At 68.7% G+C, this 25,595-nt stretch carries 13 protein-coding genes and 1 pseudogene; 6 read left to right on the top strand and 8 right to left on the bottom strand.

Annotated elements, in window-relative coordinates:
• Window positions 1-5 precede the first annotated feature (5 nt).
• Together RI138_RS24970 and RI138_RS24965 are read left to right on the top strand one after the other, a co-directional pair.
• Window positions 6-635, top strand: coding sequence for a DUF742 domain-containing protein (locus RI138_RS24970; RefSeq protein ID WP_096633089.1), 630 nt, complete (start codon window positions 6-8; stop codon window positions 633-635).
• Window positions 616-1,197: a GTP-binding protein gene (locus RI138_RS24965; RefSeq protein ID WP_014048542.1), complete on the top strand. Its 582-nt coding sequence runs from the start codon at window positions 616-618 to the stop codon at window positions 1,195-1,197. Before RI138_RS24970 ends, RI138_RS24965 begins: the two co-directional genes overlap by 20 nt.
• A 92-nt stretch (window positions 1,198-1,289) precedes the next feature.
• On the opposite strand, the gene RI138_RS24960 is transcribed toward RI138_RS24965, so the two are convergent.
• The 3 genes from RI138_RS24960 to RI138_RS24950 form a co-directional block, all read right to left on the bottom strand.
• On the bottom strand, window positions 1,290-1,493 hold the full coding sequence (locus RI138_RS24960; protein ID WP_096626726.1) for an acyl-CoA carboxylase subunit epsilon: 204 nt from the start codon (window positions 1,491-1,493) through the stop codon (window positions 1,290-1,292).
• 70 nt (window positions 1,494-1,563) lie between these two features.
• Complete coding sequence (locus RI138_RS24955) at window positions 1,564-3,147, bottom strand: acyl-CoA carboxylase subunit beta (protein ID WP_096626725.1); 1,584 nt, start codon at window positions 3,145-3,147, stop codon at window positions 1,564-1,566.
• Window positions 3,148-3,433: 286 nt separating this feature from the next.
• A complete protein-coding gene (locus RI138_RS24950; RefSeq protein ID WP_311121703.1) occupies window positions 3,434-7,303 on the bottom strand; it encodes an endo-alpha-N-acetylgalactosaminidase family protein in 3,870 nt (1,289 codons plus the stop codon).
• 421 nt (window positions 7,304-7,724) lie between these two features.
• On the opposite strand from RI138_RS24950, the gene RI138_RS24945 reads away from it, so the two are divergent.
• The 4 genes and pseudogenes from RI138_RS24945 to RI138_RS24930 all read left to right on the top strand — a co-directional run bounded on the left by RI138_RS24945 (window position 7,725) and on the right by RI138_RS24930 (window position 12,260).
• Complete coding sequence (locus RI138_RS24945) at window positions 7,725-8,936, top strand: glycoside hydrolase family 64 protein (protein ID WP_311123003.1); 1,212 nt, start codon at window positions 7,725-7,727, stop codon at window positions 8,934-8,936.
• Between the two features lie 329 nt (window positions 8,937-9,265).
• Entirely contained in the window at window positions 9,266-9,916 is a 651-nt protein-coding gene (locus RI138_RS24940) for a peptidoglycan-binding domain-containing protein (protein ID WP_311121702.1), read from the top strand.
• Between the two features lie 222 nt (window positions 9,917-10,138).
• Complete coding sequence (locus tag RI138_RS24935; protein WP_311121701.1) at window positions 10,139-10,765, top strand: YceI family protein; 627 nt, start codon at window positions 10,139-10,141, stop codon at window positions 10,763-10,765.
• 122 nt (window positions 10,766-10,887) lie between these two features.
• Window positions 10,888-12,260, top strand: a pseudogene (locus RI138_RS24930) (IS1380 family transposase).
• A 161-nt stretch (window positions 12,261-12,421) separates the two neighbouring features.
• Here the strand turns inward: RI138_RS24930 and RI138_RS24925 are convergent.
• From RI138_RS24925 to RI138_RS24905, 5 genes are all read right to left on the bottom strand, one after another.
• Window positions 12,422-12,814, bottom strand: coding sequence for a hypothetical protein (locus tag RI138_RS24925; protein WP_143660026.1), 393 nt, complete (start codon window positions 12,812-12,814; stop codon window positions 12,422-12,424).
• Window positions 12,815-12,878: 64 nt separating this feature from the next.
• On the bottom strand, window positions 12,879-19,151 hold the full coding sequence (locus RI138_RS24920; RefSeq protein ID WP_311121700.1) for an RHS repeat-associated core domain-containing protein: 6,273 nt from the start codon (window positions 19,149-19,151) through the stop codon (window positions 12,879-12,881).
• A 373-nt stretch (window positions 19,152-19,524) separates the two neighbouring features.
• Window positions 19,525-23,400 carry a LamG domain-containing protein gene (locus RI138_RS24915; protein WP_311121699.1) on the bottom strand — a complete coding sequence of 1,292 codons (3,876 nt, stop codon included), beginning with the start codon at window positions 23,398-23,400 and terminating at the stop codon, window positions 19,525-19,527.
• A 483-nt stretch (window positions 23,401-23,883) separates the two neighbouring features.
• Window positions 23,884-24,300 (bottom strand): VOC family protein, encoded by a 417-nt coding sequence (locus tag RI138_RS24910; protein WP_311121698.1) that lies wholly within the window; start codon window positions 24,298-24,300, stop codon window positions 23,884-23,886.
• 139 nt (window positions 24,301-24,439) lie between these two features.
• Complete coding sequence (locus tag RI138_RS24905; RefSeq protein WP_311121697.1) at window positions 24,440-25,054, bottom strand: GNAT family N-acetyltransferase; 615 nt, start codon at window positions 25,052-25,054, stop codon at window positions 24,440-24,442.
• Window positions 25,055-25,595 lie beyond the last annotated feature (541 nt).

Here is a 25,595-nt window from a genome sequence, read left to right as displayed (position 1 = left end):
GAAACGTGGCAGCACCCACAGGCGGACACCCATACGACGGTGAGCAGCGGGTTCCGGGTGAGCACGGTGACAACCGTTTCGGCTTCCCCGGCGCGCCCGGCGGGCAGGGCCCCGGGCAGTATCAGCCATATCAGCAGCCGCAGGGCGCTCACGGCGCGCAGGGGTCCGAGTGGCCGCAGCAGCAGCCGGGGTCGGGCTGGCCTCAGCAGCCGCAGCAGCCCCAGCGATATGACGCACCCCAGCAGCAGCCCCGCGTTCAGCGGCAGGCCCCCAAGGCCGCCAAGCCCGCCGCGCACAACCCGCTCGTCCGCCCGTACGCCATGACCGGCGGCCGGACCCGACCGCGTTACCAGCTCGCCATCGAGGCGCTGGTCAGCACGACGGCCGATCCGACCCGGCTGCAAGGGCAGTTGCCCGAGCACCAGCGGATCTGCCGGCTCTGCATCGAGATCAAGTCGGTCGCCGAGATCTCGGCCCTTCTCTCGATCCCCCTCGGCGTTGCCCGGATCCTCGTCGCCGACCTGGCCGAGGCCGGACTCGTCGCTATCCATCAGCCCGGCGGCGACGAGGCCGCCGGCGGCCAGCCAGATGTGACACTGCTCGAAAGGGTGCTCAGTGGACTTCGCAAGCTCTAGCGGCGGAGCGGCCCGCTCCACTACCTCGGCGAAGATCGTGGTGGCAGGGGGCTTCGGCGTGGGTAAGACCACGTTTGTCGGTGCCGTCTCGGAGATCAACCCGCTGCGCACCGAAGCCGTGATGACGTCCGCCTCGGCGGGCATCGACGATCTGACCCACACCGGGGACAAGACCACCACGACGGTGGCCATGGACTTCGGGCGTATCACCCTGGACCAGGACCTGATCCTGTACCTGTTCGGTACGCCCGGTCAGGACCGTTTCTGGTTCATGTGGGACGACCTGGTCCGCGGCGCCATCGGCGCCGTCGTCCTCGTCGACACCCGCCGCCTCGCCGACTGCTTCCCCGCCGTCGACTACTTCGAGAACAGCGGCCTGCCCTTCGTCATCGCCCTCAACGGGTTCGACGGACACCAGCCCTACACTCCCGACGAGGTACGCGAAGCACTCCAGATCGGCCCGGACACGCCGATCCTGACGACGGACGCCCGGCACCGCGCCGACGCCAAGAGCGCGCTCATCACACTGGTCGAGCACGCCCTGATGGCACGCCTGCGTTGAGCAGCCCCCTCCGGCACCGAGAAGGGCCCCGCACTCCTGAGAGGAGTGCGGGGCCCTTCTTCGTGACCCTGGGAACGCCGGGGCGGCTGGCGTCAGCCCTGCCAGCTGTGCGGAGCGCGGAAGCCCGGCGTGCGCTCCAGGCGGCGCCAGCCCGCGGTGTCGCGGCCGCGGCGGGCGGGGGCGGCGGGCTGGGCGGCGGCGCGGGCCATCAGGACGGCGGTGATGGCGGCCAGCTCCTCGGGGTCGGCGTACCCCTTCTCGACGCGCAGGACGGACTCGGCGGAAGTGAGGCTCATGGTGGGGTGTCTCCGTCTTCTCGGCAGATGGTCGTGGACCGGGCGGCGGATCGCGCCGCGGCGGCGGTGACTACTGCGGGGGGTTGCCGTGCTTGCGGGACGGCAGGTCGGCGTGCTTGTTGCGGAGCATCGCGAGCGAGGCGATGAGCACCTCGCGGGTCTCGGCGGGGTCGATGACGTCGTCGACCAGGCCGCGCTCGGCCGCGTAATAGGGGTGCATCAGCTCGGACTTGTACTCCTTGACCATGCGGGCGCGCATGGCCTCGGGGTCCTCCGCGTCCGCGATCTGCCGGCGGAAGATGACGTTGGCGGCGCCCTCGGCGCCCATCACCGCGATCTCGTTGGTGGGCCAGGCGTAGGTGAGGTCGGCCCCGATGGACTGGCTGTCCATGACGATGTACGCGCCTCCGTAGGCCTTCCGCAGGATCAGCGAGATCCGCGGCACGGTGGCGTTGCAGTAGGCATAGAGCAGCTTCGCGCCGTGGCGGATGATCCCACCGTGCTCCTGGTCGACTCCGGGAAGGAAGCCGGGGACGTCCAGAAGGGTGATGATCGGGATGTTGAACGCGTCGCACATCTGGACGAAGCGGGCGGCCTTCTCGGAGGCCTCGATGTCCAGGACCCCCGCCAGCGCCTGCGGCTGGTTGGCGACGATGCCGACGACCTGGCCGTCGAGGCGGGCCATCGCGCAGATGATGTTGCGGGCCCAGCGCTCGTGGATCTCCAGGTAGTCGCCGTCGTCGACGAGCTCCTCGATGACCTGGTGCATGTCGTACGGGCGGTTGCCGTCGGCCGGGACCAGGTCCAGCAGGACGTCGCTGCGCCGGTCGGCGGGGTCGTCGCTGTCGACGGTCGGCGGGTTCTCGCGGTTGTTGGAGGGGAGCATCCCGATGAGGTAGCGGACCTCCGCGATGCAGGTCTCCTCGTCGTCGTACGCGAAGTGCGCGACGCCCGAGGTCTCGGCGTGCACGTCCGCGCCGCCGAGGCCGTTCTGGGTGATCTCCTCGCCGGTGACCGCCTTCACGACGTCCGGTCCGGTGATGAACATCTGGGAGGTCTCGCGGACCATGAAGACGAAGTCGGTCAGCGCCGGGCTGTAGGCCGCGCCACCGGCGCACGGGCCGAGCATCACCGAGATCTGCGGGATGACGCCCGAGGCGCGCGTGTTGCGCTGGAAGATGCCGCCGTACCCGGCGAGCGCGCTGACGCCCTCCTGGATGCGGGCGCCCGCGCCGTCGTTGAGGGAGACCAGCGGTGCGCCGGCCGAGATGGCCATGTCCATGATCTTGTGGATCTTCGTGGCGTGCGCTTCGCCGAGCGCCCCGCCGAAGATCCGGAAGTCGTGCGCGTACACGAAGACCGTGCGGCCCTCGACCGTGCCCCAGCCCGTGATGACACCGTCGGTGTACGGCTTCTTGGCCTCCAGGCCGAACCCGGTGGCCCGGTGCCTGCGCAGCTGCTCGACCTCCTTGAACGAGCCCGGGTCCAGCAGCAGCTCGATCCGCTCCCGCGCGGTCAGCTTGCCCTTGGCGTGCTGCGCCTCGGTCGCCCGCTCGCTCGGTCCGCGCCGTGCCTGCTCGCGCAGGGCCAGCAGTTCGGCCACCCGGCCTCGGGCGTCGCTCGGCTCACCCTGGGTTTCGTCCACAACGGTCATGTACTGACCCTACGAACCCGGACCCAGAAATCGTGCCGTCGACTCCGTACAGTCTCCCGCCCGGTTTCGTGGTGGGAGTGGACAGAACCGTTGCACCATGCAGGCGATCCACCAGCGAAACGCCGCCTTGCATTGTAGAGACCCCACAAAGGGAAGGTGTGCGGTGGGCCACACGGCACAGAGGGGGCCGCCGAGCTCCCCCCAGTATGGCCCAGCGCTCCGGGGCGAAAGGCCGAAGGGGCGGCTCCGGTTCCGGCGCCGCCCCTCCCCGTATCGCCCCTCTGCGTCAACTTCCGCAGTGGAAACGGGCGTTGCCCCAGTCGGCGTGGTCGTTGCCGTTGCCGTCACCGGCGTCGTCGACGATCAGTTCGACGTACTTCGCGCCGGTGATGTCGGCGGCGAGCTGCCAGGCCGGATCGGCGGCACCCAGCACCGGCGACTTCACCCTCTCCGTACCGTCGGCGGTGACCGAGAACCGCACACTCCCCCGGGTGGCCTGGACGTCGTCCACGCCCACCTCGGCGGTGAAGGAGGCGCACTTCCCGCCCAGGTAGTAGCGGATCTTCGCCGGGGCGTGGGTGCCCAGCCCCTTGGCGTACGCGACCCCGCCGATCTTCAGTGGGCCCCCGTCACCGGTGCCGGTCTCCCCGTTGGACAGGTCGCGCTCGACGGGCCCCCAGCCGTTCCGCGAGGCCGTCCAGTCGAGGTCACTGGCCCAGCTGTCCTCGGTGGGCGGCGGCGGGAGGGTGCGGACGGAGGTCCCCGCGCCGAGCGTGCGCCCGGCGCCCTCGACGGCGTACGTGACCTTCGCCTCCAGCTGGTACGTCGCGTAGGGGGCGTCGGCCGGCGGGGTGACCCGCCAGCTGCCGGTGACCTTCGCGCCCGGGGCGACCGTGTCGAAGGCGACCGGGCCCGCAGGCTCGGCCCGCCACCCCTCGGGCACGGTCAGCGCGAGCCGCACGCCCGTGGCGGCCGTCGCCTCGTCGTTGCCGAAGGTCGCCTTGACCGTGTTCGCGGCCCCCGGCTCCAGGGTCTCCGCGTCGGCGGCCACGTCGAGCGTGCCGCAGACGGCCTCCTGCCCCGCGGGGGCCGGGCCCAGGTCGGTGACGGTGAAGTCGTCGAGCACGAAGTCCGCGCCCTCGGGTGCTCCGGCCCTCTTGCGCAGCCCGGTCCAGGTGTCGCCGCAGCCCGCGGTGAGCGTCCGGCTGAAGTGGCCGGTGGTGCGCTGCTGTCCGATGGGGGTGGAGCGGGTCTCCGTGGAGGTGGCCCTGCCGCCCGCGACCCGGTCGTAGCCGTCGACCCAGCTGTAGGCCCCGGCGTGGCTGGACTGGTAGGCGAACTCCACCTTGTAACGGTGGCCGTCCTTCATGGGGACGGTCCAGGGGGCGGTCCGGTGGACCAGCCCGGTGTTCTCCTCATGGGACTTCAGGGACTCTCCGCCCCCGAGCACGTCGTCGATCAGCTTCCCGTTCCAGCCGGACTGGGTGTACGGGGCGTGGAGCTGGGAGATGCTGGTGCGGGGGTCGGTGGAGCCGCCCGCGTCGCCCTTGAGGAAGGGGCCCCAGCCCTGGTCGACCGCCTCGAAGTCCTCGTACACCACCGTGCCGGGCCGGGTCGCGGGGGCGTTCTGCACGATCCGTACGTCATCGGCGCGGACCCTCGCCCCGCTGCCCGCGGCCGCCGCGATCCGCAGGGTGGTGCGGCCGTTCGCGGGGGCGGTGAAGTTGACCTTGGCGCGCTGGAAGTAGGTGCCGTGCCAGTCGGATGCGGCGACGTGGTCCTTCACCGTGGAACGGTCGACGGCGACCGACGTCCCGCCCGCGCTCAGCACCGTACGCCGGGTCCTGCCCGGCTCGACCTCGATGAGGGCGGAGGCGGTGTAGCGCTTGCCGGGCTTGAGGCCTGTGACGGTCTGGGAGAGGGCGGCCTGGGCGGGGCCGGAGAGGGCGGCGCTGTTGCGCCCCTGCTCGTCGGTGTGCCGTACGGCGGTGCCGGTCTTCTTCCAGCCTTTCAGGGCACGGTCGTTGAAGCCGGGGTCCTTCAGGTGCGTGCCCTGCCCCCAGTCGGCGGCGGCTTCCTTCGGGGCACGGGCGTGGTAGAGGACGTACGGCTGCCCGGCGGTGGCGGTGAGCGTGATCTTCCCGTTCACCGGACGGACGGTGGCGACCTTCTCGCGGCCGTTGTCGCTCAGTTCATAGACGGTGTACGGCCCCTTGCCGGGCACCTCCCAGCTGCTGGTGCCGCCGGTCTCGCTGTAGTGGTAGAGCTTCTTGCCCGCGTCCCACGGCAGCAGGTAGCCGGTGCCGCTGAGCACCTTGCGGCCCTGCTCGTAGAAGGTCCGCTTCCCGTCCTCGACCGTGCCGCGCACCCCGCCGGTGAAGGTGATGTCGTCGCCGTCCCAGCGGGTGATCCTCTGCTGCTGAAGGTACTTCGCGGGCAGGTTCTTCTGCCAGATGTTGGCGGTGAAGGCGTTCCAGTCGGTCTCGCCGGTCCAGCCCTCGAAGTCCTCCAGGGCGCTCTGGCCGAGGACCGGGTGATCGTTCCAGATGTCCTTCTCACCGTTGCGGATGAACCGGATGATCTGCGAGTTCAGGCCCTTGTTGGTGGCCCCGCCGTAGTTGAGGTCGTTGGCCCAGTGCGACCAGAGCGAGGCGCGCTCGAACTTGTCGGACCACTCGGTACCGACGGTCCAGCCCTGCTTCTGCACGGACTGGATGGTCTTGTCGGCGATCCAGCCGTGGGAGTAGTAGACGTCGATGTAGAGGAAGCTGAGGTTCCGGTCGGTCTCGTCGCGCAGCTGCTGGAAGCGCTTCTCCAGGTCCCCGCTGTTGATGTCGCGGCGCTGGTCGATGTAGTAGCTCTGGTTGAGCCAGTTCCAGCCGGGCTTGGTCTTGTCGACGAGCTGCTCGCTGAAGGCGTTGGCCTCCGGGTAGGACTCGGTGGCGTTGACGTGGACGCCGAAGGTGGCACCCCACTTCTCGCCTTTCCTGAGCAGGGTGTTGAGGTCCTTCAGCCCGCCCGCCCGCTTGTTGTAGTTGCCTCCGTAGTCCGGGTGGGCGGAGTCGTGGCCCTCGGAGCCGTACCCCTTGAGGACGGCGAGCTGGCCGAGGCCGTCGGTGGCCTTGGAGATCCGCTTGACGTCGTCGAGGGTGCGCAGGAAGGGGTGCGTGGCCTGGCTGGCGAAGTTGAACGGGATGTGGGTCACGACCCGCTTCGCGGTGTCCTCGCTGCCGGGCGCGGTGACGCCGATGGAGCGGAAGGCGATGGCCCCGTCCTGCCAGTCGACGGTCTTGTCGCCGTTGGCGTCCGGGGTGATGACGACCTTGGCCCATGGCAGGTTCTCGCCGCTCTCGGGCTTCGGCGCGCCCTCGCCCCGGTAGGTCCACTGTCCGGACCAGACGCCGACCCGGACGCCGCCGCCCTCCTCGGCGCGCGCCTGGTGCCAGAAGCGGGCGTCGTCACCGCCGGTGGGGCCGGAGGGCTTGTCGTACGAGGAGTTGGACTCGATCGCGGCGGCCAGCGAGCCGGTGTTGAGGATCGCGTAACTGGCCCCGACGGGCGCGGCGTCGGGGCGTGTCTGCCCGGTGACCTTCGCGAACCGGTCGGCGGTCCGGGTGGAGTCCGGGTCGAGCGTGGTGAACGCGGTGGCGGCCCCGGCCTCGGCGGAGCCGACGGAGATGAGGTCGTGCCCCGGGATGCCGATCGTGCCGACCCGGAAGGCGGCGGTGTCCCGGACGGCGGTCACCTTGAACGTGGCGGCCCGCCCGGAGACGGTCAGCGAGGCGTCGATCTCGACGCCCGGGAGCCCGTCGAAGGCGAGGGTGTAGCGGGCGGCGGAGCCGGTGACCTTCGGCGCGCTCTTGAGCTTCACCGGGTGGGCCGTGCCGTTGAGGGTGACGGCGGTGACCGGCCGGGTGGAGCCCAGGAGCCGCTTGCCACTTGCCCTGTCGGTGTACGAGAGGACGCGCGGGAAGTCGTCGCCGACGGCGACCGAGAGCTGGGGGGAGCCGATGGTGGCGGAGCCGCTGGGCTTCGCAGCCCCGGCCGGTGCGGGGGACGGATCGGCGGCTGCGGCGGGGAGGGCGGTCCCCACGAGCGCCAGAACGGCTGCTGAGGCGACGGCGACCAGGCCGACGGAGGGGCATCTTGGCGACATGGCCCCTGAGTAGCCGCCGTGTCGGGACACCGTCAACGAACTTCGGCTCCGGGGGCCGACTCCGTCCAACAACCCCGGTGCGTAAGTCCAAGTGGGTGGTGAGCGGGCCGGAGCGGGGAGCCGGCGGGCCGGACCGGGAGTTCGTTCACCTCTTGTTCCGGGCCACTTCCGGGTGGCCACGCTTCACGCCCGCTCGGTTCCGGCAAGTGCCGCTTCCCGGCGTCGAGTTGTGAAGACCCTGAATTTCTGAGAGCGCTCTCAGTCACAAGTCTTGACGCTCGCCCCGGGCCTCGCGAGAGTGGTGCGCACCGCAGGCACCCCCACGGTCCGGCACCCCCCACCTCTCCCACCTCTCTCCCCCACACACCGCCCGGCCTGCGCCCCCACACACCCAGGGAGCTCCCTCGTGATTTCGCGCAGAATGTTCCTGACCGGCGCCGCCGCCACGGCCTCGGCGCTGACCTACCCCGCCTGGGGAACCGCTCTCGGCCCGCGCGCCTCCGCGGCCCCAGCGACCTGTGAACTGGCGCTGGAGAACACGTCGCTGCCGGGCACGGTGCACGCGTACGTCACCGGCCACGAGCTGGGCACCGGCCGCTGGCTGCTGCTGCGGCCGAACGGCGAGGTCTACCGACCCGACTCCCCCGGCGCCCCGCAGACCCCCCTGCCCGTCGACTGCGCGATCCCGCTCAAGTCCGCGGGTGCGGGCCCGGTCGTGCTGACCCTGCCGCGGATGTACGGGGCACGGGTCTACTTCGCCCGCGACGACAAGCTGGACTTCTACCTCAACCCGGGCCCCGCGCTGGTGGAGCCCGCCTTCGCGACGCCCTCGGACCCGAACCACGGGCGCACCTGGTCCTTCTGCGAGTTCACGTTCAACACGGAGCAGCTGTACTCCAACATCAGCTACGTGGACCTGGTGACCGCCCTGCCGATCGGCATCACGCTGGAGGGCGACGGTACGCACACGGTGGCCCCGCTCCCGGACGGCGCGGTGCGGCGGATCGCCGACGACCTCACCGCCCAGGCCGCCGCCGACGGGCAGCCCTGGGACAGGCTGATCACCCGGGGCGACGGCGGCAGCGTCCTGCGGGTCGTCTCGCCGCAGAACATCATGGCCCCGTACTTCGACCGCCCGGCCGAGATGCCGTTCCGGGACCTCTTCGCCGCTCAGATCGACGAGGTGTGGGCGAAGTACCGCTCCGAGGACCTACGCATCGACCTCCAGGGCGGCCGGGGCTCGCGGGCGGGCCGGGTGAGCGGGGACGTCCTCACGTTCGAGGGCGGCCACACGTTCACCAAGCCGGAGTCGAAGGACATCTTCACCTGCAACCACGGCCCGTTCACCAACAACCCGGGCGACTCCGACGACAAGAAGGCGATCCTGGCCCGGCTGGCGGCGGGATTCAACCGCTCGATCATGCTGAGCCACCCGAGCCAGCCGAACGGCACGTCGACGGCGGACTACTACAGGGCGGCGGTGACCAACCACTGGTCCCGGGTGGTCCACGCGAACAGCCCGATCGGTTACGCCTTCCCGTACGACGACGTCCGCCCGGACGGCGAGCCGGACGTCTCGGGCGCGGCACACGACGGGAACCCGCGCCGGTTCACGCTCAGCGTGGGGTCCTGACGGGCCGGGCCCGCAGGCCCGCAGGCCCGGTGCCCCTGTCCGTCCGGGCGGGGGCACTCGCATGTCCAGTCGCAGTGGCCTTTGGTCGATACCTCATTGATTGACACGGTGTGGGACGTTCTTGACTTCGCGACGGCACCTCGGGACGGTTCCGTATGCGAATGATCCGTATGCGGGAGATCCGTGCGGGAGAGGCTCCTGCGGGAGGGCGCCGTACGGGCGAGGTCCGTGCGGGAAGGGGCCGTACGCGAGGGGGCCGTACGGTCGAGGTCCGTGCGGGAAAGGTCCGTACGCGAACGAATCGGCCGAAGAGCCTACTCCTCCACCGCATGCTCGCGGTGACCGTCGCCGGATTCCTGCTCACCGCGGCAGCCCCGGCACACGCGGACCCCGCCCCGCCGCCGTCACCCGCCCCCCAGGCCCCTGGCGCTCAGGGCCTGCGGGACTTCCAGCAGAGTTACGGGCTGCCTCCGACCGGCGAGGTGGGCACGGTCACCGCCCATCTGCTCAAGGCGGCCCCGGACAGCGAGCTGCGGGAGGCCTTCGCGGACCCGTCCGACCTGGGTCGGGAGCAACTGGCCCATGCCCGTACGGTCATCGGCGTTGGGAAGGGTGCGGCCCTCTCCGCGGAAGCCCAGGTGATCGCCCTGATGACGGCGATGCAGGAGTCGAAGTTCGTCAACTACACCTCCCCGGTCGACCACGACTCGCTCGGCGTCTTCCAGCAGCGTCCCAGCATGGGCTGGGGCACTCCGGCCCAGATCACCCACGTGCCGACCGCGTCCAAGTCCTTCTACGGGCTGCCTTCGCCCAGCGCCAATCCGGGGCTGCTCCAGATCGACGACTGGGAGTCGATGGCCCCGGGCGACGTGTGCCAGGCGGTCCAGGGGTCCGCGCATCCGGACCGGTACGCGCAGTGGGAGGACTTCGCCCGGGAGCTGCTGGAACAGGAGGGGCCGGACGCCGAACCGATCCCGTGAGACCGGCGGTCGGCTCCCGGCGGGGGCCACCCGCGCCTGCGCCGGGGTTCAGCAGCCGCCGGTCCTAGGCGCGAAGAGTGAGCCCCGGAGATCCCGGAGATCCCGGAGGCATAAAGGTTGAACTTTGAACTAGATGGCGTTAGAGTCATTCTCGTTGAAGGTTAAACAACATCTTCGGCAGCCGTTCGATCCCGCCCCCGCAGGACACCCCGAGGAGGAGCCATGGCTCTGTTCACCCGCAAGTCGACCGCCGCCCCCGTCGCCGCCGAAGCCCCCGCGGTGGACCCGGCGCTGGCCGCGCTGACCGGCACGTACACCCTGGACCCGGCGCACAGCAGCATCGGCTTCACGGTGCGCCACGCGATGGTCACCAATGTGCGCGGCTCCTTCGGTGAGCACGAGGGCACCCTGGTCCTGGACGGCACCGACCCGGCGAACTCCACCGCAGCCATCGACGTGAAGATCGCCAGTGTCGACACCGGCATCGCCGACCGAGACGGCCACCTGGTCAGCGGCGACTTCTTCGACGCCGAGAAGTTCCCCCTCATGACCTTCCGCTCCACGCGGGCCGAGCAGCTGGGCGGCGAGGCGTACCGCATCACCGGCGACCTGACCATCAAGGACGTCACGCGCCCGCTCTCGATCGACCTGGATTTCAACGGTTCCGCCACCGACGTCTACGGCAACGAGCGCGTCGGCTTCGAGGGCAGCGCCGAGATCCTGCGCTCCGACTGGGGCCTGACCTGGAACGCGGCGCTGGAGACCGGCGGCGTGATGGTCAGCGACAAGGTGAAGCTGACCTTCGACATCTCCGCGATCAAGGCCGCGACCCCGGGGGGTGGTTTCTAGCCTCGCGCTTTCACGAAGTGGGCTGTCCAGCAGGTGATCGAGACAGCAGAAAGTGCCTCTGCCCAGCGAGAATGAGGATTGCCTAGGCCCTTGTTCCCGCCCCTGTCGGAGGCACTTTCCAGGTGAAGAAGCGTATCGGGTCGTACCCGCGTGTCCGCGTTGAGGGTGGCGGTCGCGGGGTGGTCTCGCAGGCCGGGGCGGTGCTGCTGGTAGAGACGGTCCGCAAGTCCGGTCTGGATCAGGCCATATCGACGGCACTGGCATCCTGGCGGAAGTCCCGCGCGGTGCACGATCCCGGCAAGACAGTGCTGGATCTCGCGCTCGCGGTCGCGCTCGGCGGCGACTGCCTCGCCGATGTGGCCATGCTGCGGGCCGAACCCGGCCTGTTCGGGCCGGTGGCCTCCGACCCGACGGTCTCCCGACTCATCGACACTCTCGCCACTGCTGGACCGAAGGCCCTGGCCGCGATACGAGCCGCTCGGGCAGAGGCCCGCGAGCGCGTCTGGAATCTCGCCAAGAACGCGGCTCCGGACGCCTCAGGGCAGGTGATCGTGGACCTGGACGGGGTGCTCGTGCTGGCCCACTCCGACAAGCAGGACGCCACCGCGACCTGGAAGAAGACCCTCGGCCACCACCCTCTGATGGCCTTCGTCGATCACGGAAGCGGCGGGTCCGGGGAGCCGGTGGCCGGCTTGCTCAGGCCGGGAAACGCTGGCAGCAACACCGCCGCCGACCACATCACCGCAGCCCGACTCGCTCTGGCCCAGCTGCCGACGAAGTACCGGCGCGGACGTCAGACGCTGATCCGTACCGACTCCGGCGGCGGCACTCATGAGTTCGTCGCCTGGCTCGCCCAGCGGGGCAGGTGGCTGTCGTACTCGGTCGGCATGACCATCACCGACGCCATCCACCAGGCCACCTTGAAGGCCCCCCCGCGTGGACACCCGCCGTCGAACCGGAAGGTGAAATCCGGGACGGGGCCTGGGTCGCCGAGATCACCGGCGACGCCCTCAAGGTCTGGCCGAAGGGGATGCGGCTGATCGTCCGCAAGGAACGGCCCCACCCCGGAGCCCAGTTGCGGATCACCGACGCCGATGGACTACGGCTGACCGCGTTCGCCGCCAACACGGCGGACGTTCCGATCGCTGCACTCGAACTGCGGCACCGCCAGCGGGCACGCGCCGAGGACCGCATCCGTGCCGCCCGCGCCACCGGCCTGCGCAACCTGCCCCTACACGACACCGCGCAGAACCAGATCTGGCTGGAGATCGTCCAGATCGCCCTCGACCTCCTCGCATGGATGCCCATGCTCGCCCTGACCGGGAAAACCCGCAGGTGGGAGCCCCGCCGTCTGAGACTCCGCCTGTTCTCCGCCGCAGCGCAGATCGTCACCACCGCCCGCCGCCGGCACCTGAGATTCGCACGCCACTGGCCCTGGACCAATGCGATCACCAACGCCCTGACACGGCTCGAAGCTCTCCCGAACCCCGGCTGACCAGCCAGTTCCCGTCCCTACGAGCAGCACCACCCCGACCGGAGCAGTGGAACCCGGCGCCCACCCGACGCGACAGCCGGGCCATCAGCGTGCCCACCACCAGCCCGAACAACCGAAACGGCCCGCCAGACAAACCGACGGACCGTCACGAAAGATCGAGGTTAAAAATAGTAGCGCTTTCTGCGACCTACCTCCTCCAAGAGAGCGGGACCCGAATGCTGAGAGAATTTTTCCCAAAGATTCCACCCGAGGAGATAGTCGGTGATTCGGATACTTACCATTTGCCGAACCTCGGTGGACCCGCGCAGAAGGAGCGTCTCGATCACGCCGGCACACCTGATGGCAACATCTTTCTCGATTTCCTCGCTGGACAACAAGGGGGCGAGGGCGCCGTCGATAAATACATCGCTAGCAAGTGAGTAGATGCTCACCGTAGAAGGAGTATCCTCACCTTCATCAAATTCCGCCTGCTCGGCTTCGATTTCCATCAGGGTCCTGCGAAGCTCTGGCAATGAATTCCAAATTACACCGCGAACAAAATCATAGTCACCCATTTTACCTCCACTCAAAGGTGGGGTGGGGCACCGAAAGCACCCGGCACCCTACCCCAGTAGCGACTCAGGCCACCTGTGGCCTGTAATCGCAGTCGTAGACACAGTCGCCTTCGACGATACTCTTCACGGAATCCAGGAACCACAGCAATTCACCAGCAACACCTAGCCCAAAAATTACCTTGGGCAGTTTCGGGCTGTTGACAAGCCTCGGCGCCTTATGCGGGACCTCTTCATAGATTCCTCCAGTAACAGAAGACATGGAGGGTGCACGGATAACTCGCCTCGCCGCAGCTTTCACCGAAGAGGATACCTCTTTGTTGGATTCCAGGATTGCCGTAATTTTGCCAGCTTTGTCCTTGGTGTCGAGGGCCTTCCACAACTCGTCCGCTTCACTCAGGGCTACCGCCCTGTCGGCAGCAGAGAGAGGTGGAATCGCCCCCTTCCTGTCATCTTCCAGAAGTTTCGCGATCCGGGTCAGTTGATCCGCGGCGTCTGCCACATGCCACAAGCCTTTGGTCGGCTTCCCTGTCTCCAGTTCGTTGATCAATGCCTCACCTACCTTGCCCGTTCCGACCTCTGGAATCGATCCGGGCTTGAGATAGATGTCGTTGAGGATTCCCTGAAGTCTTGAGGATGTCACCTCGGGGGCTTTCGCAGCGGCCGGGCCAGAAGAGCTGGAAGTTCCACCACGGTTTGAAGGCGACGTGGCTTTCGGCGGCGCCGGGTTAGTGTTCTTGGGAAACGCCGGGTCGGGCTTGCCGCTGTTGTTGCCCGGCTGGCACCTGCCGTTGCCCGGATCCAGGCAGGTGCCGGTCGGGTCGGAGTTCGTGGCCGGGGCCTGGCCGGCGTAGCTGTAGCCGTTGAGCGTCTGGTGCTTGTCGATTTCGAGCAGCGGATCGACGCTGATGAACTGGCCGACCCGCGGGTCGTACTCGCGAGCACCGATGTGGGTCAGGCCCGTTGCCGAGTCCGCCGGCTTGCCCAGGAACGCCTTGTCGTCCGGCCAGGACGTCGGCTTGGTGCCGCGTGGAGCGCCGAACGGTGTGCTGTAGCGCTTGGTGACGGTCTGGGTGCTGGCGTCGGTCGCGATGCTGCTGGTGCCGTGGTGGTCGGCGGCCAGGAAGCTGAGCTTGGTGCCGGCCGTGCCCGACGTGGCCGTGCGGACGGCGAGCGTCTGACCGGCGGCGCTGTAGTAGCGGGTGCCGGTGACCTTCTTCGTTGTGCCCTTGACGGTGAGGCGCACTTCGGTCGAGCCGAGGTAGAGGACGGTGTCCCCGTCGCCGGTCGCGCGGCGGATCAGCAGTTCTCCGTCCGCGTCGTACAGGTAGCCGGTGCCCAGGGCGGGCTTGGTCCCGGCCGCCGGTTCGGTGGTGGAGGCCAGTTCGCCCTCGGAGTTCCAGGCCAGGGTCTGGGTGGCCTGGGTGCCGGGGCGGGTGGTCGTGTTGCCCGCCTGGTCGTAGCCGTACGTGGCGGCCTTCGCCCCGGTGGTCTTCACCAGGGGGTGGGGCTGGCCGGCCGGTGTCTTGTACTCGTAGTTGGTTGTCGCGTTGCCGGTCGCGGTGTGGGTGGTCTCGGTGCTGCGCTGGCCCGCGCTGTTGTACGTGTAACTCGTCCAGTACGGTGCCGCGCCGTCGAGGTTGGCCGTGGTGCGGCCGGAGGTGGCGCAGTCGGCGGACTTCGGGGTCCAGGCCTCGGTCATGCGACGGTGTGCGTCGTAGGCGAAGCACTGGTTGTCGGCCTTGGCAGTGCCGCCCAGCGTCGTGGGGTCGAGGATCGACAGGACGTTCCCGGCGTCGTCCCGGGCGAAGTTGAGGTCCTGGAGCATGTACGGGTGGGTCTGGTCCGTGACGTGGCTGCGGGTGAGGCGGCCGGTGCCCGGTTCGTACTTGTTGGTGATGTAGGTCTTCTTTGCGCCCGCCCCCAGGGAGAGCTGCTCCACCTGGCCGAGTGCGGAGTACGTGACACCGAGGAGGTAGGAACTGGTGCCCGAGAGCTCCGTTACCAGGCCGGTGGAGTTGTACTTGGGCGAGATGATCTCAGCGGCAAGGCCCCCGGCGCCCGGCTCCTTGGTGTTGGCGATGCTCCCGTCCGGGAGGTAGGCCGTGCCGAAGGTGAGAGTGGACGTGACGGCCCCGGAGGTGACCAACGGATCGTCGGTCGGCAGCACGACGTCGGTGCTGGTGGCGCGGCCGAGGGTGTCGTATGCCGTGACCTGCTTCTTGTACTTCTTGCCGGCGGCTCCGCCCACATAGCGGGTGGACGCGTCGGGGAGACCTTTGAGGAGGCTGTCGTAGGTCCAGTCGGCGAGCTTGTTGGCGTCCGTCTTGGCCGTCTGCCACAGGCCGGTCTTGCGGCCCAGTTCGTCGTACTCGTAGAGCAGTTTCGCGTTGCGCGAGTCGGTGGTGAGGGCGATCTGGTCCAGGTCGGTGTAATCGGTGCGGGTGCGGCCCTTGTCCGGGTCGGTCACGCTGGTCTCGCGGCCGAACAGGTCGTAGGAATAACTCCACTTGGCGTCGTCGATACCGGTGATCAGCGACGGCTTGCCGTCCCGGGTGTATTCGTACTTCACCCGTGTGTACGAGGTACCAGTAGTGGCTCCGTACGCCGTGTCCGCCGGTGTCGTGCCCCCGTACGTACGCGTTTCGGTGGTACGGCCCAGGGCGTCGGTGATGGTGCGCGTGGCGTTGCCGCCCTTGGCCGCGGTGGTGGCGGTCGAGTCCCCGGTGTAGCTGGTCGTGGTGGACCACCGGTCCTCACCGAACACCGTGAACGTGGTCGTCGTGGGCCGGGCCGCCGCGTCGTATGCGGTCCGGGTCAGGGCCGGGGTGTGGGCGTAGGAGGCACGGGTGTAGGTGCCGTTCGGGCCCTTCGTGTTGTCGTAGATGTCGGCGTACGTCTCGTAGGCGAGTCCGCGAGAGTCGTAGCGGGTGTCGGTCAGGATCCGGCCGCCGAGGGGGGATTCGGTCTGGGACTGGATCGGACGCAGCAGGGCGTCGGCGATGGCGAAGCTGGTCCGGTAGTTCTGGCCGTCGGCCCTGAGGGTGCTGACGGAGCTCCAGGGCTGGCTGCCACGCGCGATGTTGTAGTCGTACTTCGCCGATGGCGTGTCGATGCCCTTGGTCCGGTTCGGCGCCCAGGTGGCAGTGACACGACCCAGAGCGTCGTAGGCGCTCTCGGTCTTCTTGAGGTTGGCGTCGAGCGTTCTGACGACCGATCCTCGTGCCGGGTCCAGGTAGGTGTACGCCTTGTGGATCTTGCCGTTGGAGGAGGTGAGTTTGGGTGCCGAGACGATGGTGGCGGTCAGCGGACCTGCCGCGGCGGGGTAGTACGCGGTGGAGGTGACGTAGCCCTTGGCGTTGGTGACGGTCAGAGGGCGGCCGAGGGTGTCGTGGGTGGTCTTGGCGACGGTCTGCCAGCCGCCGTTCACCGCGGGGTGTCGGTCACTGGTGCCTGCGGCAGCCGGGTAGGCCTTGGCTCTCCCGGACCAGGTGGCGAGCCCGCGCGTCGGGGTCTGGGATGCGGTCCAGCCGGTCGCGGAGGCGTTGTCGTAGACGGCCGCGGTGTCGGAGAGGACGTCTCCGCGGGTCTTGGAGTTCGCGGGGAGGTTCAGTTCGTCGTCGGTGATGGTCGTCCCGGCGGAGTCCAGGCAGGCTGATCCGACGACGCGTGTGCGGGAGACGAGGCTGGTCAGCCCCTTGGCGGGATTGCGGGCATACCACGTACGACTGCATGTCTCGTCGCCGGTCTTGGCCTGGTCGCCGATGGCCTCGGTTCGAGTGACCATGCCGTAGGTGGCGTCGTAGGTATGGGCGGTGTAGCCGCGACGCCAGGTGTTGCTGACAGGCAGGTAGGTGTACTGGGTTGTGCGGGAGGTGCGTACGAAGTACGCCTTGGTGTTGGCATAGGACCGCTGCTGGCTCGCGGTCACCTTGTTCCAGATGCTGTTGAAGGCTACGGACACCGGCTGGCTGCCGTTGTAGGTGATTTCCTGACGCAGGAATCCGGCGTACTGCTCATAGTCGGTGGCATCCGAGGCGTTCAGGCCCGCGACGTCGATTCCCAGAACCTTCGCGCTACGGGTCGTGCCGTCGAGGCGCTTGTCCTTGTGCATGCCCTGCATGTAGAGACGCACCGTCTTGGACTGCGGATGGTCGGTGTCACCGGTGTACGTGGTGACCTTCTGGTAGCCGCGCCAGTTGGACCAGGTCCGCTCGTCCTCGGGGGTGAAGGGGTCGTTGTTGTAGTGCCAGCCGGGGTTCTCGTAGGTGTACGCGTTCTCCACCGCGGGGTTCTGACCCGCGGGGTCGGATGTGGTGACGGCGAGAACGTTGTACTTGTGGAACCAGTCAAGTTGGGGGTCGCCACCGTTGACCGGCCAGTACACCGGGTAGCAGGAGAGGTTGTTGTCGTCCTCCGCCTTGGGCATCTTGCTGCCCCGGACGCATTGCGGGTCGGAGAGCGTGACCGTGGTGATCGCGCCTGTCTCGGTGGTGACGGTGTTGATACGCGGGCGGGTCAGCGGGCGGATGTCGTCGGTGGCGTCGACCCGGTTGGGCCGCATGTGGTAGTCGAATTCCACCGGCGGCACGGTGACGGATCCGCCGTTCTTGCCGGTCCGCTGGAGCGACTTGAGGACCAGCGTCTTGTCCGAGAGGTTGCCGATGTCCCCGCCGTCCAGGAACTGGTACGCGAGCGCGTAGCTGTCGACCAGCTTGTACGCGTCGGGCTCGGCAGCCGTGGACCACACCCTCGTCTCGATGGAGGTGAGCATCTTGCGGGTGAAGAAGGACGGCCCGGTGGCCAGGCAGTCGGTCTCCCCGGCCGTGCAGATGGCGTCGAACGGAACGTCCGGCCACCGCTTCGCGGTGTCCTCGGTCAGCGAGGAGCAGTCATCGGCGGTGCAGCGCTCGCTGTAGTCGAAGGACACCTTCCCGGACGCGTTGCCGGTGAACAAGGTGTCCGAACGCTGGCCGTACTTGATCTCGCGGAGGTAGCCGCCGCGGGTGTACTCGGCGAGCTCGGTCTTGTCCCCGTTCTTGGCGTAGTGGTTCGTTTCCGCCTTGTACCAGTAGGTGGAGGCGTTGCCGTGGACGTCGGTGACGAGGTCGAGGTTCCAGCGCCACGCCTGGGTCTTGGCACGGCCGGAGAAGCTGGTGCCGGAGGAGTAGCCGGGCTCGCCTGAGTCGTCGCCGAAGACGGGGACGGTCCAGACGGAGTTTGTCCGCTCCGTGCCCGCACCGGGCAGCTTGTTCAGACCGAAGGTGTAGACCGTGCCGTCACCGGTGACGACCTTCCAGTACTCACCCTTGCCGTCGCCCTTGCCACCCGAGGTGTCGTCGCCGTCGTCGCCGTTGGCGGCGCCCGTCTCGTGGGTGACCTGGGAGGCGTCGTCGTTCTTCAGGCGCCAGACACCCGTGGTGTCGTCCTTGACGAGTTCGGTCGCCTTGCCGTTCAGAACGAGGGAGGCGTTCTCGTACTTCCAGCACTGGTCGGACTTGTCGTCCTGGCCGTCGTCCTCGCACGAGCCGTACTTGCGCTCGATGTAGGAGGAGGTGAGGTCGAATCCCTCACCCAGCATGGAACCCTGGTTGTTGGTGTTCGAGGTCCGGCCGTCGACGCTGCCCGAGTCGTAGGAAACGGACAGCGAGGGCGCAGGACCGGCGGCTGCGGGCGGCACGCTCAGGGGGTAGGACCAGGTGAACGATCCCGACGAGCCACCGGCCTCCCAACTGGAGGACGATGCCAGCGGCGTCGCCTTGTAGTCGCCCGCGCCGGACGCCGCAGTGGCGGAAGCCGTCACGGCGAAGACGGCCGCCGAGGACGTGCCGCCCTTGGCAGCGGCAGCCCGGGGTACGGCCACCTGCGCGGAGACCGTCTGCGCCACGGCGTCGTTCCGGGACGGCACGGCGGTCTGTGTCCGGCACTCCCGCTTCTGCGGGCTGGTCAGCACACAGGCGGGAAGGGACACGAGCCCGAGGCGAGAACCCCAGTTTCCGCCGATCGCGTCGGCGAAGGAGGAGTAGTCGACGGTCAGCCCGGCGTCGCCCGGGGAGTCCACCGCGGCGGTGAACACCACACCGGTGATGCCCGCGTTGCGAGCGGTCCTCTGGTCGAGAACGCTCACCTTGGCGGTGCCGTCAGCAGTCGGTGCCGGCTTCGCCGCACGGGCCGAGGCCTTGGTGAGGCGAGGCGCGGTCAGAGAGACGGGCCCGGCACCCGGTGCGCCCTGCTTGCCGGATATCTCCTGGTCGCTCCGGGAGGGCTTGGGCCAGCGGGCCGCGTGTTCACTGCGGGCCTGTGCCGCCTGCCTGGCGTTGAGGGCCTTGTTCTTCGCCACGCGCTCGCGCGCCTTGCTCGTACCCAGGGCAGGGACAGCCGTGACCTTGCTGACCCGAGGTGCCGGAACGTCGGGACGTCCCAAGGGGTCTGCGGCTATCGCCATCGGCGTGAGTCCGGCGGGTACGGAGAGGGCGAGTGCCAACGCCCCGACCAGGGGTACACGGAACTTCCGGGTGCCACCGGAGCCGGAGCGGCCTGGCGTGGTGCGCCTCATGAAGGCGGGAAGGGATCGGGACACGGACACGTCTTCTCTCCGGGAGCGGCCGAACCGCTCGAAGGCGGGACAGCAGGGTGGAGTACGGGGAGGGAGGGCGTGGCCGGCTCGTACGGAGCCGGCCACGCCCGAGGTTTCGGGGCGCGGGGCGCAGAGTTCAGGTTCCGACGACGTCGGAGACCTGCTCGCTGTCGCTCAGCGCTCCCGCCCAGAGGCGGATGTCGCTGAGCCGGCCGGGGAGGAAATTGCCCCAGGATCCGAGATAGCCCTTGCCGACCGCGAGTTCACCGGTTCCGACTTGTGCGGAGTAGGCGATGCCGTCGCTGGTCTGCTGGTCGGACGTGAGATACAGCTGGATCGTTCTGTCCTGCGCGTTGTAGACGCCGGTGAGGCGGGTTTCCGTATCCACCAGCGCTTCTTCCATGCTCTGCACGGATGCGCCGCTGCCGTCCGCGGTCAGGCGTCCGAAGTTCCAGCGGCCGACGGGAACGGTGACGGTCTTGAGGTTGCCGTTCTCGTCGATGACCGGATCGCCGTTCTCGTCGTACTCCGGTTCCTGCCTCGTGCCGGTCTTCTCGAACCACAAACTCCATGAGGAGCCGGTCGCGGTGCGCTGGCCCAGGACCTGGGCCTTGTAGCCGTTCGGCTTTGTCAGCACCTTCGCCCCATCCACCATCGCCTGTGTGGTCACGGTGAAGGAACCCGAGTCGTCCACCACCGGTCCAGGTGTCGTACCCGCTCCAGCAGTGCCGTCCAGCACCAGACCCTCATCGGTCAGCGAAGCGCCCGAAGAGAGGGCCAGGGCGCGGCCGTAGCCCGATACACCGTCCGCCAGGGACGCCCCCTGCGCTCCGGCCGGGTTCCACGCGGCGACGAGTTCGACCGAGGCCTTGCCGTCGGCAGCCAGAAGGGCGCTTTCCTGCGCTATCTGTGCCCCGGTCAGGGCCTCCTGCCAGACAGCCGCCTCGTCGATCACTCCGGGGAAGTAGTCCGTGTAGACGCCCGACCAGTGAACCCGGCCTATCTGCAAGGGTCCCTTGGCTGCCCATGGCGTGGTGAAGGCGGTGGATGCTTGCAGCTCGCCGTTGACGTAGAGGCTGATGGTGTTGTCGACGGCGTTGAAGACGCCCGCAAGGTGCGTCCAGACCTTCGGCACTGCCTCGTTCTTGGAAACGACGCGCTCGTACGGCCAGCTTCCTCCCGCGGGGGCGTCAACGGTGGCCTCCCGGAAGGTCCACTTCTTGAGGTTGTGCTCGTAACCCAGCAGGAAGGGGCTGCGGTTGACGCCGTCCTGGCCCATCACGGTGGCGTTGCGCGAGGGGGCGTCGATCCGGACCCATGCGGCGACGGTGTAGGAGGCTCGGGTGTCGATGACCGGTCCGGTGGTGGCCGCGTAGGACGTGGTGCCGTTCAGTTTGAGGCCGCTGTCGGTGGTCCTGACAGCAGGAGCGGTCTCGGTCGCGGGGGTGACGGTGACCTCGCCCCGGCGTCCCTGGTCGGTACGGGCCGCTCCACCGGTCAGGTTCGCGTTGTCCCGCAGACTCGGATCAGCGGTGGATGTATCCAGAGCCGCGCCGGATGCCTCGGCGAAGTTCCAGCGGGCGACGGGTCCGTCGCCTTCCTTCACCACGAAGTCAACGGAGTTGCCGGCCCCCGGCCCATAGTTGTCTTTCGCTTCGACGTGCAAGGTCATCGTGCCGGAGACGGGTGGCACAGGGCTGATCTTTGCGGTTGCTCCCGATACGTAGGAGGACCAGCCCGAACTGTAGGACCCGCTGGACAACTTGTAGCGGTAGCCGGTGTTCACGTCGCCGGGCGCCGGGCCGAGCGTGAAGGAGCCCGCCTTCCCCGGCTTGCCGTGGGGAACACAGTCATTCGGCGTGCAGGGCGTGTAGGAGTCCGTCCCGGTGCTGTTGAACGTGATGGTCGGTGGCTTCGGCGCTTTGCTGTCGATCTTGAAGTAGCACCATCCCGTGGTGGACCCGTTGGAAGGCCCGGCCAGCCACGTGGAGCCGTAGTGGGACCGTGTCCATGCGCGCATTCGCAGGAGTGTGTTCTCCGGCAGAGCCGGGGCGGTTGCTGTGACCTTCACGTTGTCGCCGACGTATCCACTGCTGGGACGGACGATCTCGCTCATGGCGTTGACCCAGGTGCCGTCGCTCTGCTTCTTGTCCACGTCCATGGCCACCCGCAGCTTCGCGCCGGACTCACCGCCGGACGCGGTCTGAGGTGTGGCTGTCAGATCGGGGGTGGGGTCGGTGACGATCGCCGGAGCGGACTCGACCGTGTTGCAGTCGTGCGACTTTCCCACGACAGGGCCGATGTTGCTGGGCTTGGCCGGCTTACCCACGTAGTCGACGCTCAGGACGGCATCGTCGTCGAACCGCTTCCATGCGATCGTGTCGGACTCGTCCTTGGCCATCAGCATGAGCGTCAGCCGGGAGATCTTTCCGTCGGCGAAGCTGCGGACGGTCGGCGTCAGGTTCTCGTCGGGCTCCGGCGCGTAGTCGTGGAACTCGATGGGTGCGCGCGGCTGGGACGGTGAGCAACGGCTGCCACGGCCGGCCGACACCTTACGGTCGCCCATCTGGTCCAGCTTCTTGGGGCCGGGCCACTTCGACGACGACGAGATGTTGTTCGTGCGCTCCAGGTCGACCCAGCGCGCGTCGCAGGAGAACGACCACGTCTCCGTGACGGCGAAGGTGGCGTCCAGGACGTGCTTGCCCTTGAGCTTTCCGGGGGCGAACTCGAAGTACATACGGTTCACATAGCCGTTGCCGCAGTAGTACGAGACGCCTCCGATGACCGCCGAACCGCACTTGCCGACGCTCATGCCGTTGGCACCCCCGGAGAAGTTCCAGAACACATCCCCGTCCGAGGAGAGCACCGTGCGCTCGGATTCGTTCAGTTCGACCGGCGGGTCGATGTAGAGGGGGAAGTCCTTCTCTTCGGTGCTGGACAGCATCTCGGCGTCTGGCTCGACCGTCATCGTCGAGTTCGTGAGCTTCAGGTCCATCACCGAGGAGTCGTCACCGGGCTCGGGACCGGCCAACCGGTCGCCCTCTTCGGTCGGGCCAGCAGCGACGGGCTCGTCCGTACCGGATTCGGCGGGAGCGGCGAGGTAGAGCGAACGCCGGGCCGGGGCGGGGGCAGTGCCGCCGCCGGCGGAGTTCCACATACGGGCCGCGGGCGAACGGAACACCGGTCGGCCGTTGCCGTCCAGAGCGTCCAGTCCCCCGCCGGCTCCGGCTTGGACCGTCAGGTTCTCCGCCCCGAACCGGTACTCGATGGCCTTGAGCGCCGGGTTCGCCGCCGCTTGGGGGGTCTTCACCTCCAGTACCTGCCGGAAGCCCTCGACCGTCGCGGTGAGAATCAGATTCACGTCCGGCAGGACGTCCTCGTAGACCGCGTGTGCTCCGTCGAGACGCGGCGCGGGCAGCGCGCCGGGCCAGCCGAGCGACACGGACTGCTCGCCCTTGGCGATGGTGACGAGGTCCGCGCCGTCGCCCCCGGCGGAGAACGAAACGTCCACAGCTGCCGCCGCCGGACCGACCGACCCGTCCGTGTCGCGTACCAGGGTCGGGTCGGGTTCAACCCATTTCCCTTCGCGAGCCACGCGGACCGGAGCGATCGACTTCTCCAGGGTGAACGTCGTCCCGTCCGGGTTGGCGAAAACCGTTTCTCGCTCGGATCGCTCCTCCACAACCTCCACACGTTCGCCCGCCTCGACGGCGGCAGCCGAGGCCCGGAGCTCTGGCGAGTTCAGGGGCACCTGAAGGGGAGGCAACGCCACTGCCTGCGAGTTCAGGGCAGGGACCACACTCAACACAGTGGCCAGAACAGCCGTCACGCACACACCGTGACGCCCTCGACGCCACACCCCGCCAGCCACAAACCCGCCCCGTTTCCACATAGCCTTCACGAAAGTCAGCCAAATATCAGGGGTTGCAGTGGACCCGTCAAGTGTGATCCGGCTCACCATCGCCACGCGTAGCGATAGCAAAGATGGGCGAGTTCGACCGAAGGGAGACACTAGGGTCGCTTGCACGAAAACGGACCGGCCGGTCGGTCACTTCGGTAACTCGTCGTGGGACAAGCGGATTTGACACGATCACGCGGACAAGGATCTTGCGAGGTTCCCTCACGCCCATCACGCGGAGTTCCTGTAGGCAAACGTGGACGGATGCGCCTCCATAGCTCCCTTGCGCCGAGCCTGGCCAACGTCGAGGCTCAGGCTCGGGCACGACATCGACCGGCGTGGTGCAGGAATCGCCGTAGCAGAGGGTGATCCCCTCGCGTTCCCAGAGGCTGTCGGGTGGCCTCGGGTCGGACAGGGGGGCGGTCCGGTGCGGGTAATTCCCAGGCGGAGGAGGGAGGGCTGAGGAGGGAGGCGACGCGGAGCGTCGTCGACCGACGGCAACGTCACAAGCGCGCGTGCTGGGAAGTGGCCGCCCGGCCCGAGGCAACTCGACAGCTTCTCAGGCGCGGGAGGTGGCGAGCCCCTCCCGGCGCGCCGTCAGTCGGCGAACGACGACCACGTCCGGCTGGACAGCACCAGCAGGTAGCCGTCCGGGTCCTGAAGCGTGACGCCCCAGGTGTCCCAGTACGGATTGTGCGCGGGCACCCTCGTGCCGCCGTGCTCTTCGAGGCGCTCCACGAGTGCGTCCGGCGCCTCTTCGCCGAGGTAGACCACCAGCAGGTCCTCGGGGGTCGGGCGTGGTTCCACCGGGGCCGCCGGATCGTGGACGAGTTCCAGGTGCCAGGCGGCGTCCGGCCAGCCGACCATGAGCAGCGAGTGGTGGCCGGGAGTGCCGTCCGCCTCGTGGCGGTACTGGACGCCGAGGCCGAGCCCCGCGACCCAGAAGCGTTCGGCCGCCCCCAGGTCGCGGGACGGGCGGGCGATGCGCACATGGGCGGTGGCGTACTCCGGCATCGGATTCCTTCCGGTTCGGCGCATGGCCCTCCCGTGGACCGGCTGCTCGTCCCCGTACCGTACGAAGCCGGCGATCACGCGCGCATCGGGCGCTCGTCCTGGGTCCCAAGTCGTATCGCTTCCTGGGTCCCGAGTCGTATCACGCGTCGGCCGGGCGCGGTTCGCGCCGCATGACCCACAGCAGCGGCCCGTCCCCCGGAAGCCGGGTCTCCCCCAGCACCGTGAAGCCGAAGTGCTCGTAGAAGGGCAGGTTGTCCGGCTTGGAGGACTCCAGGTAGACGGGCAGCCCCGCCGCGTCGGCCTTGGCCAGTCCGGAACGCAGCAGAGCCGCCCCGTGCCCCTGGCCCCGCGCGGCCGGGTCCGCACCGACCACCGCCAAGTACCAGTGCGGTTCCTGGGGCCCGTGCTCGGCGGCCGCCGCGACCGCGTCCCGGAACAGGGGCGCCCGGTCGCCGAGGATCTCCTCCAGCTCCGCGACGGTGTCCGCGTCGGGAACGGCCTTGGCCTGGCCCTCCGGCGGCACCCAGAACGCGGCCGCCGACGCGGTGCGTTCGCACACCCCGTGACGGGCGTACTGCCGGGTGAAGATCGTGGTGAAGTAGCGGACGAGGTCGGGCTCGCGCGAGGCCGCGCCGGGGAAGAACCAGCCCATCATCGGGTCGTCCGCGAAGGCGCGGGCCAGGGTGCGGCTGATCGACTCCGCATCGTCGAGCGTGGCCGCCTGCGGCATGTTCGTTATCGACATACGGGTCATTCTGCACCCCGATGATCTTGAGCGAGGGGGCGGGGCAGGAGGCACCGTCGTCGCGGGCTCCGCGATCACGCCCTTCATCGGACCGGCCACGCTTCCCCTGCCCTGGGCCTCCGCCTCGGTGCTCGACGTGCTGGCTCTCCGGGGTGCCGCCACGGCCGTACACCAGTACCGCCGTCGGCAGACGACGGCCCGCGCCGACGGGCAGGCAGCCGCTCACTCCCGTGCGGGCCCGCACGGGGCTGCTGGCCCTCACGATGATGAACCCGATGAGCGTGATCCACTTCGCAGCACTCGTGCTCGGCAGCGGCACCACAGCGACTGCGGGCCCCACGGAGAAGGCCGTATTCGTTCTCGCCGCTCTTACGGCGTCCGCCAGTTGGCAGGTGGTGCTCGCCGGTGGCGGGGCGCTGCTGGGCCGCGCGTTGACCGGAAGTCGCGGGCGGCTCATCACCGCTGTGGCCTCCAGCGGCCTGATCACCGCGATCGCTGTTTCCTCGTCGCCTCGGCATCCTGATGCGGCCCACATCCCGCGCGCCCACGC

Origin of the sequence: Streptomyces durocortorensis (genome assembly GCF_031760065.1) — a bacterium.
In the GTDB taxonomy this organism is placed as follows: Bacteria; Actinomycetota; Actinomycetes; order Streptomycetales; family Streptomycetaceae; genus Streptomyces.
Note: the sequence above shows the minus strand (reverse complement) of the source record. Positions and strands in the feature narration are given on the sequence as shown.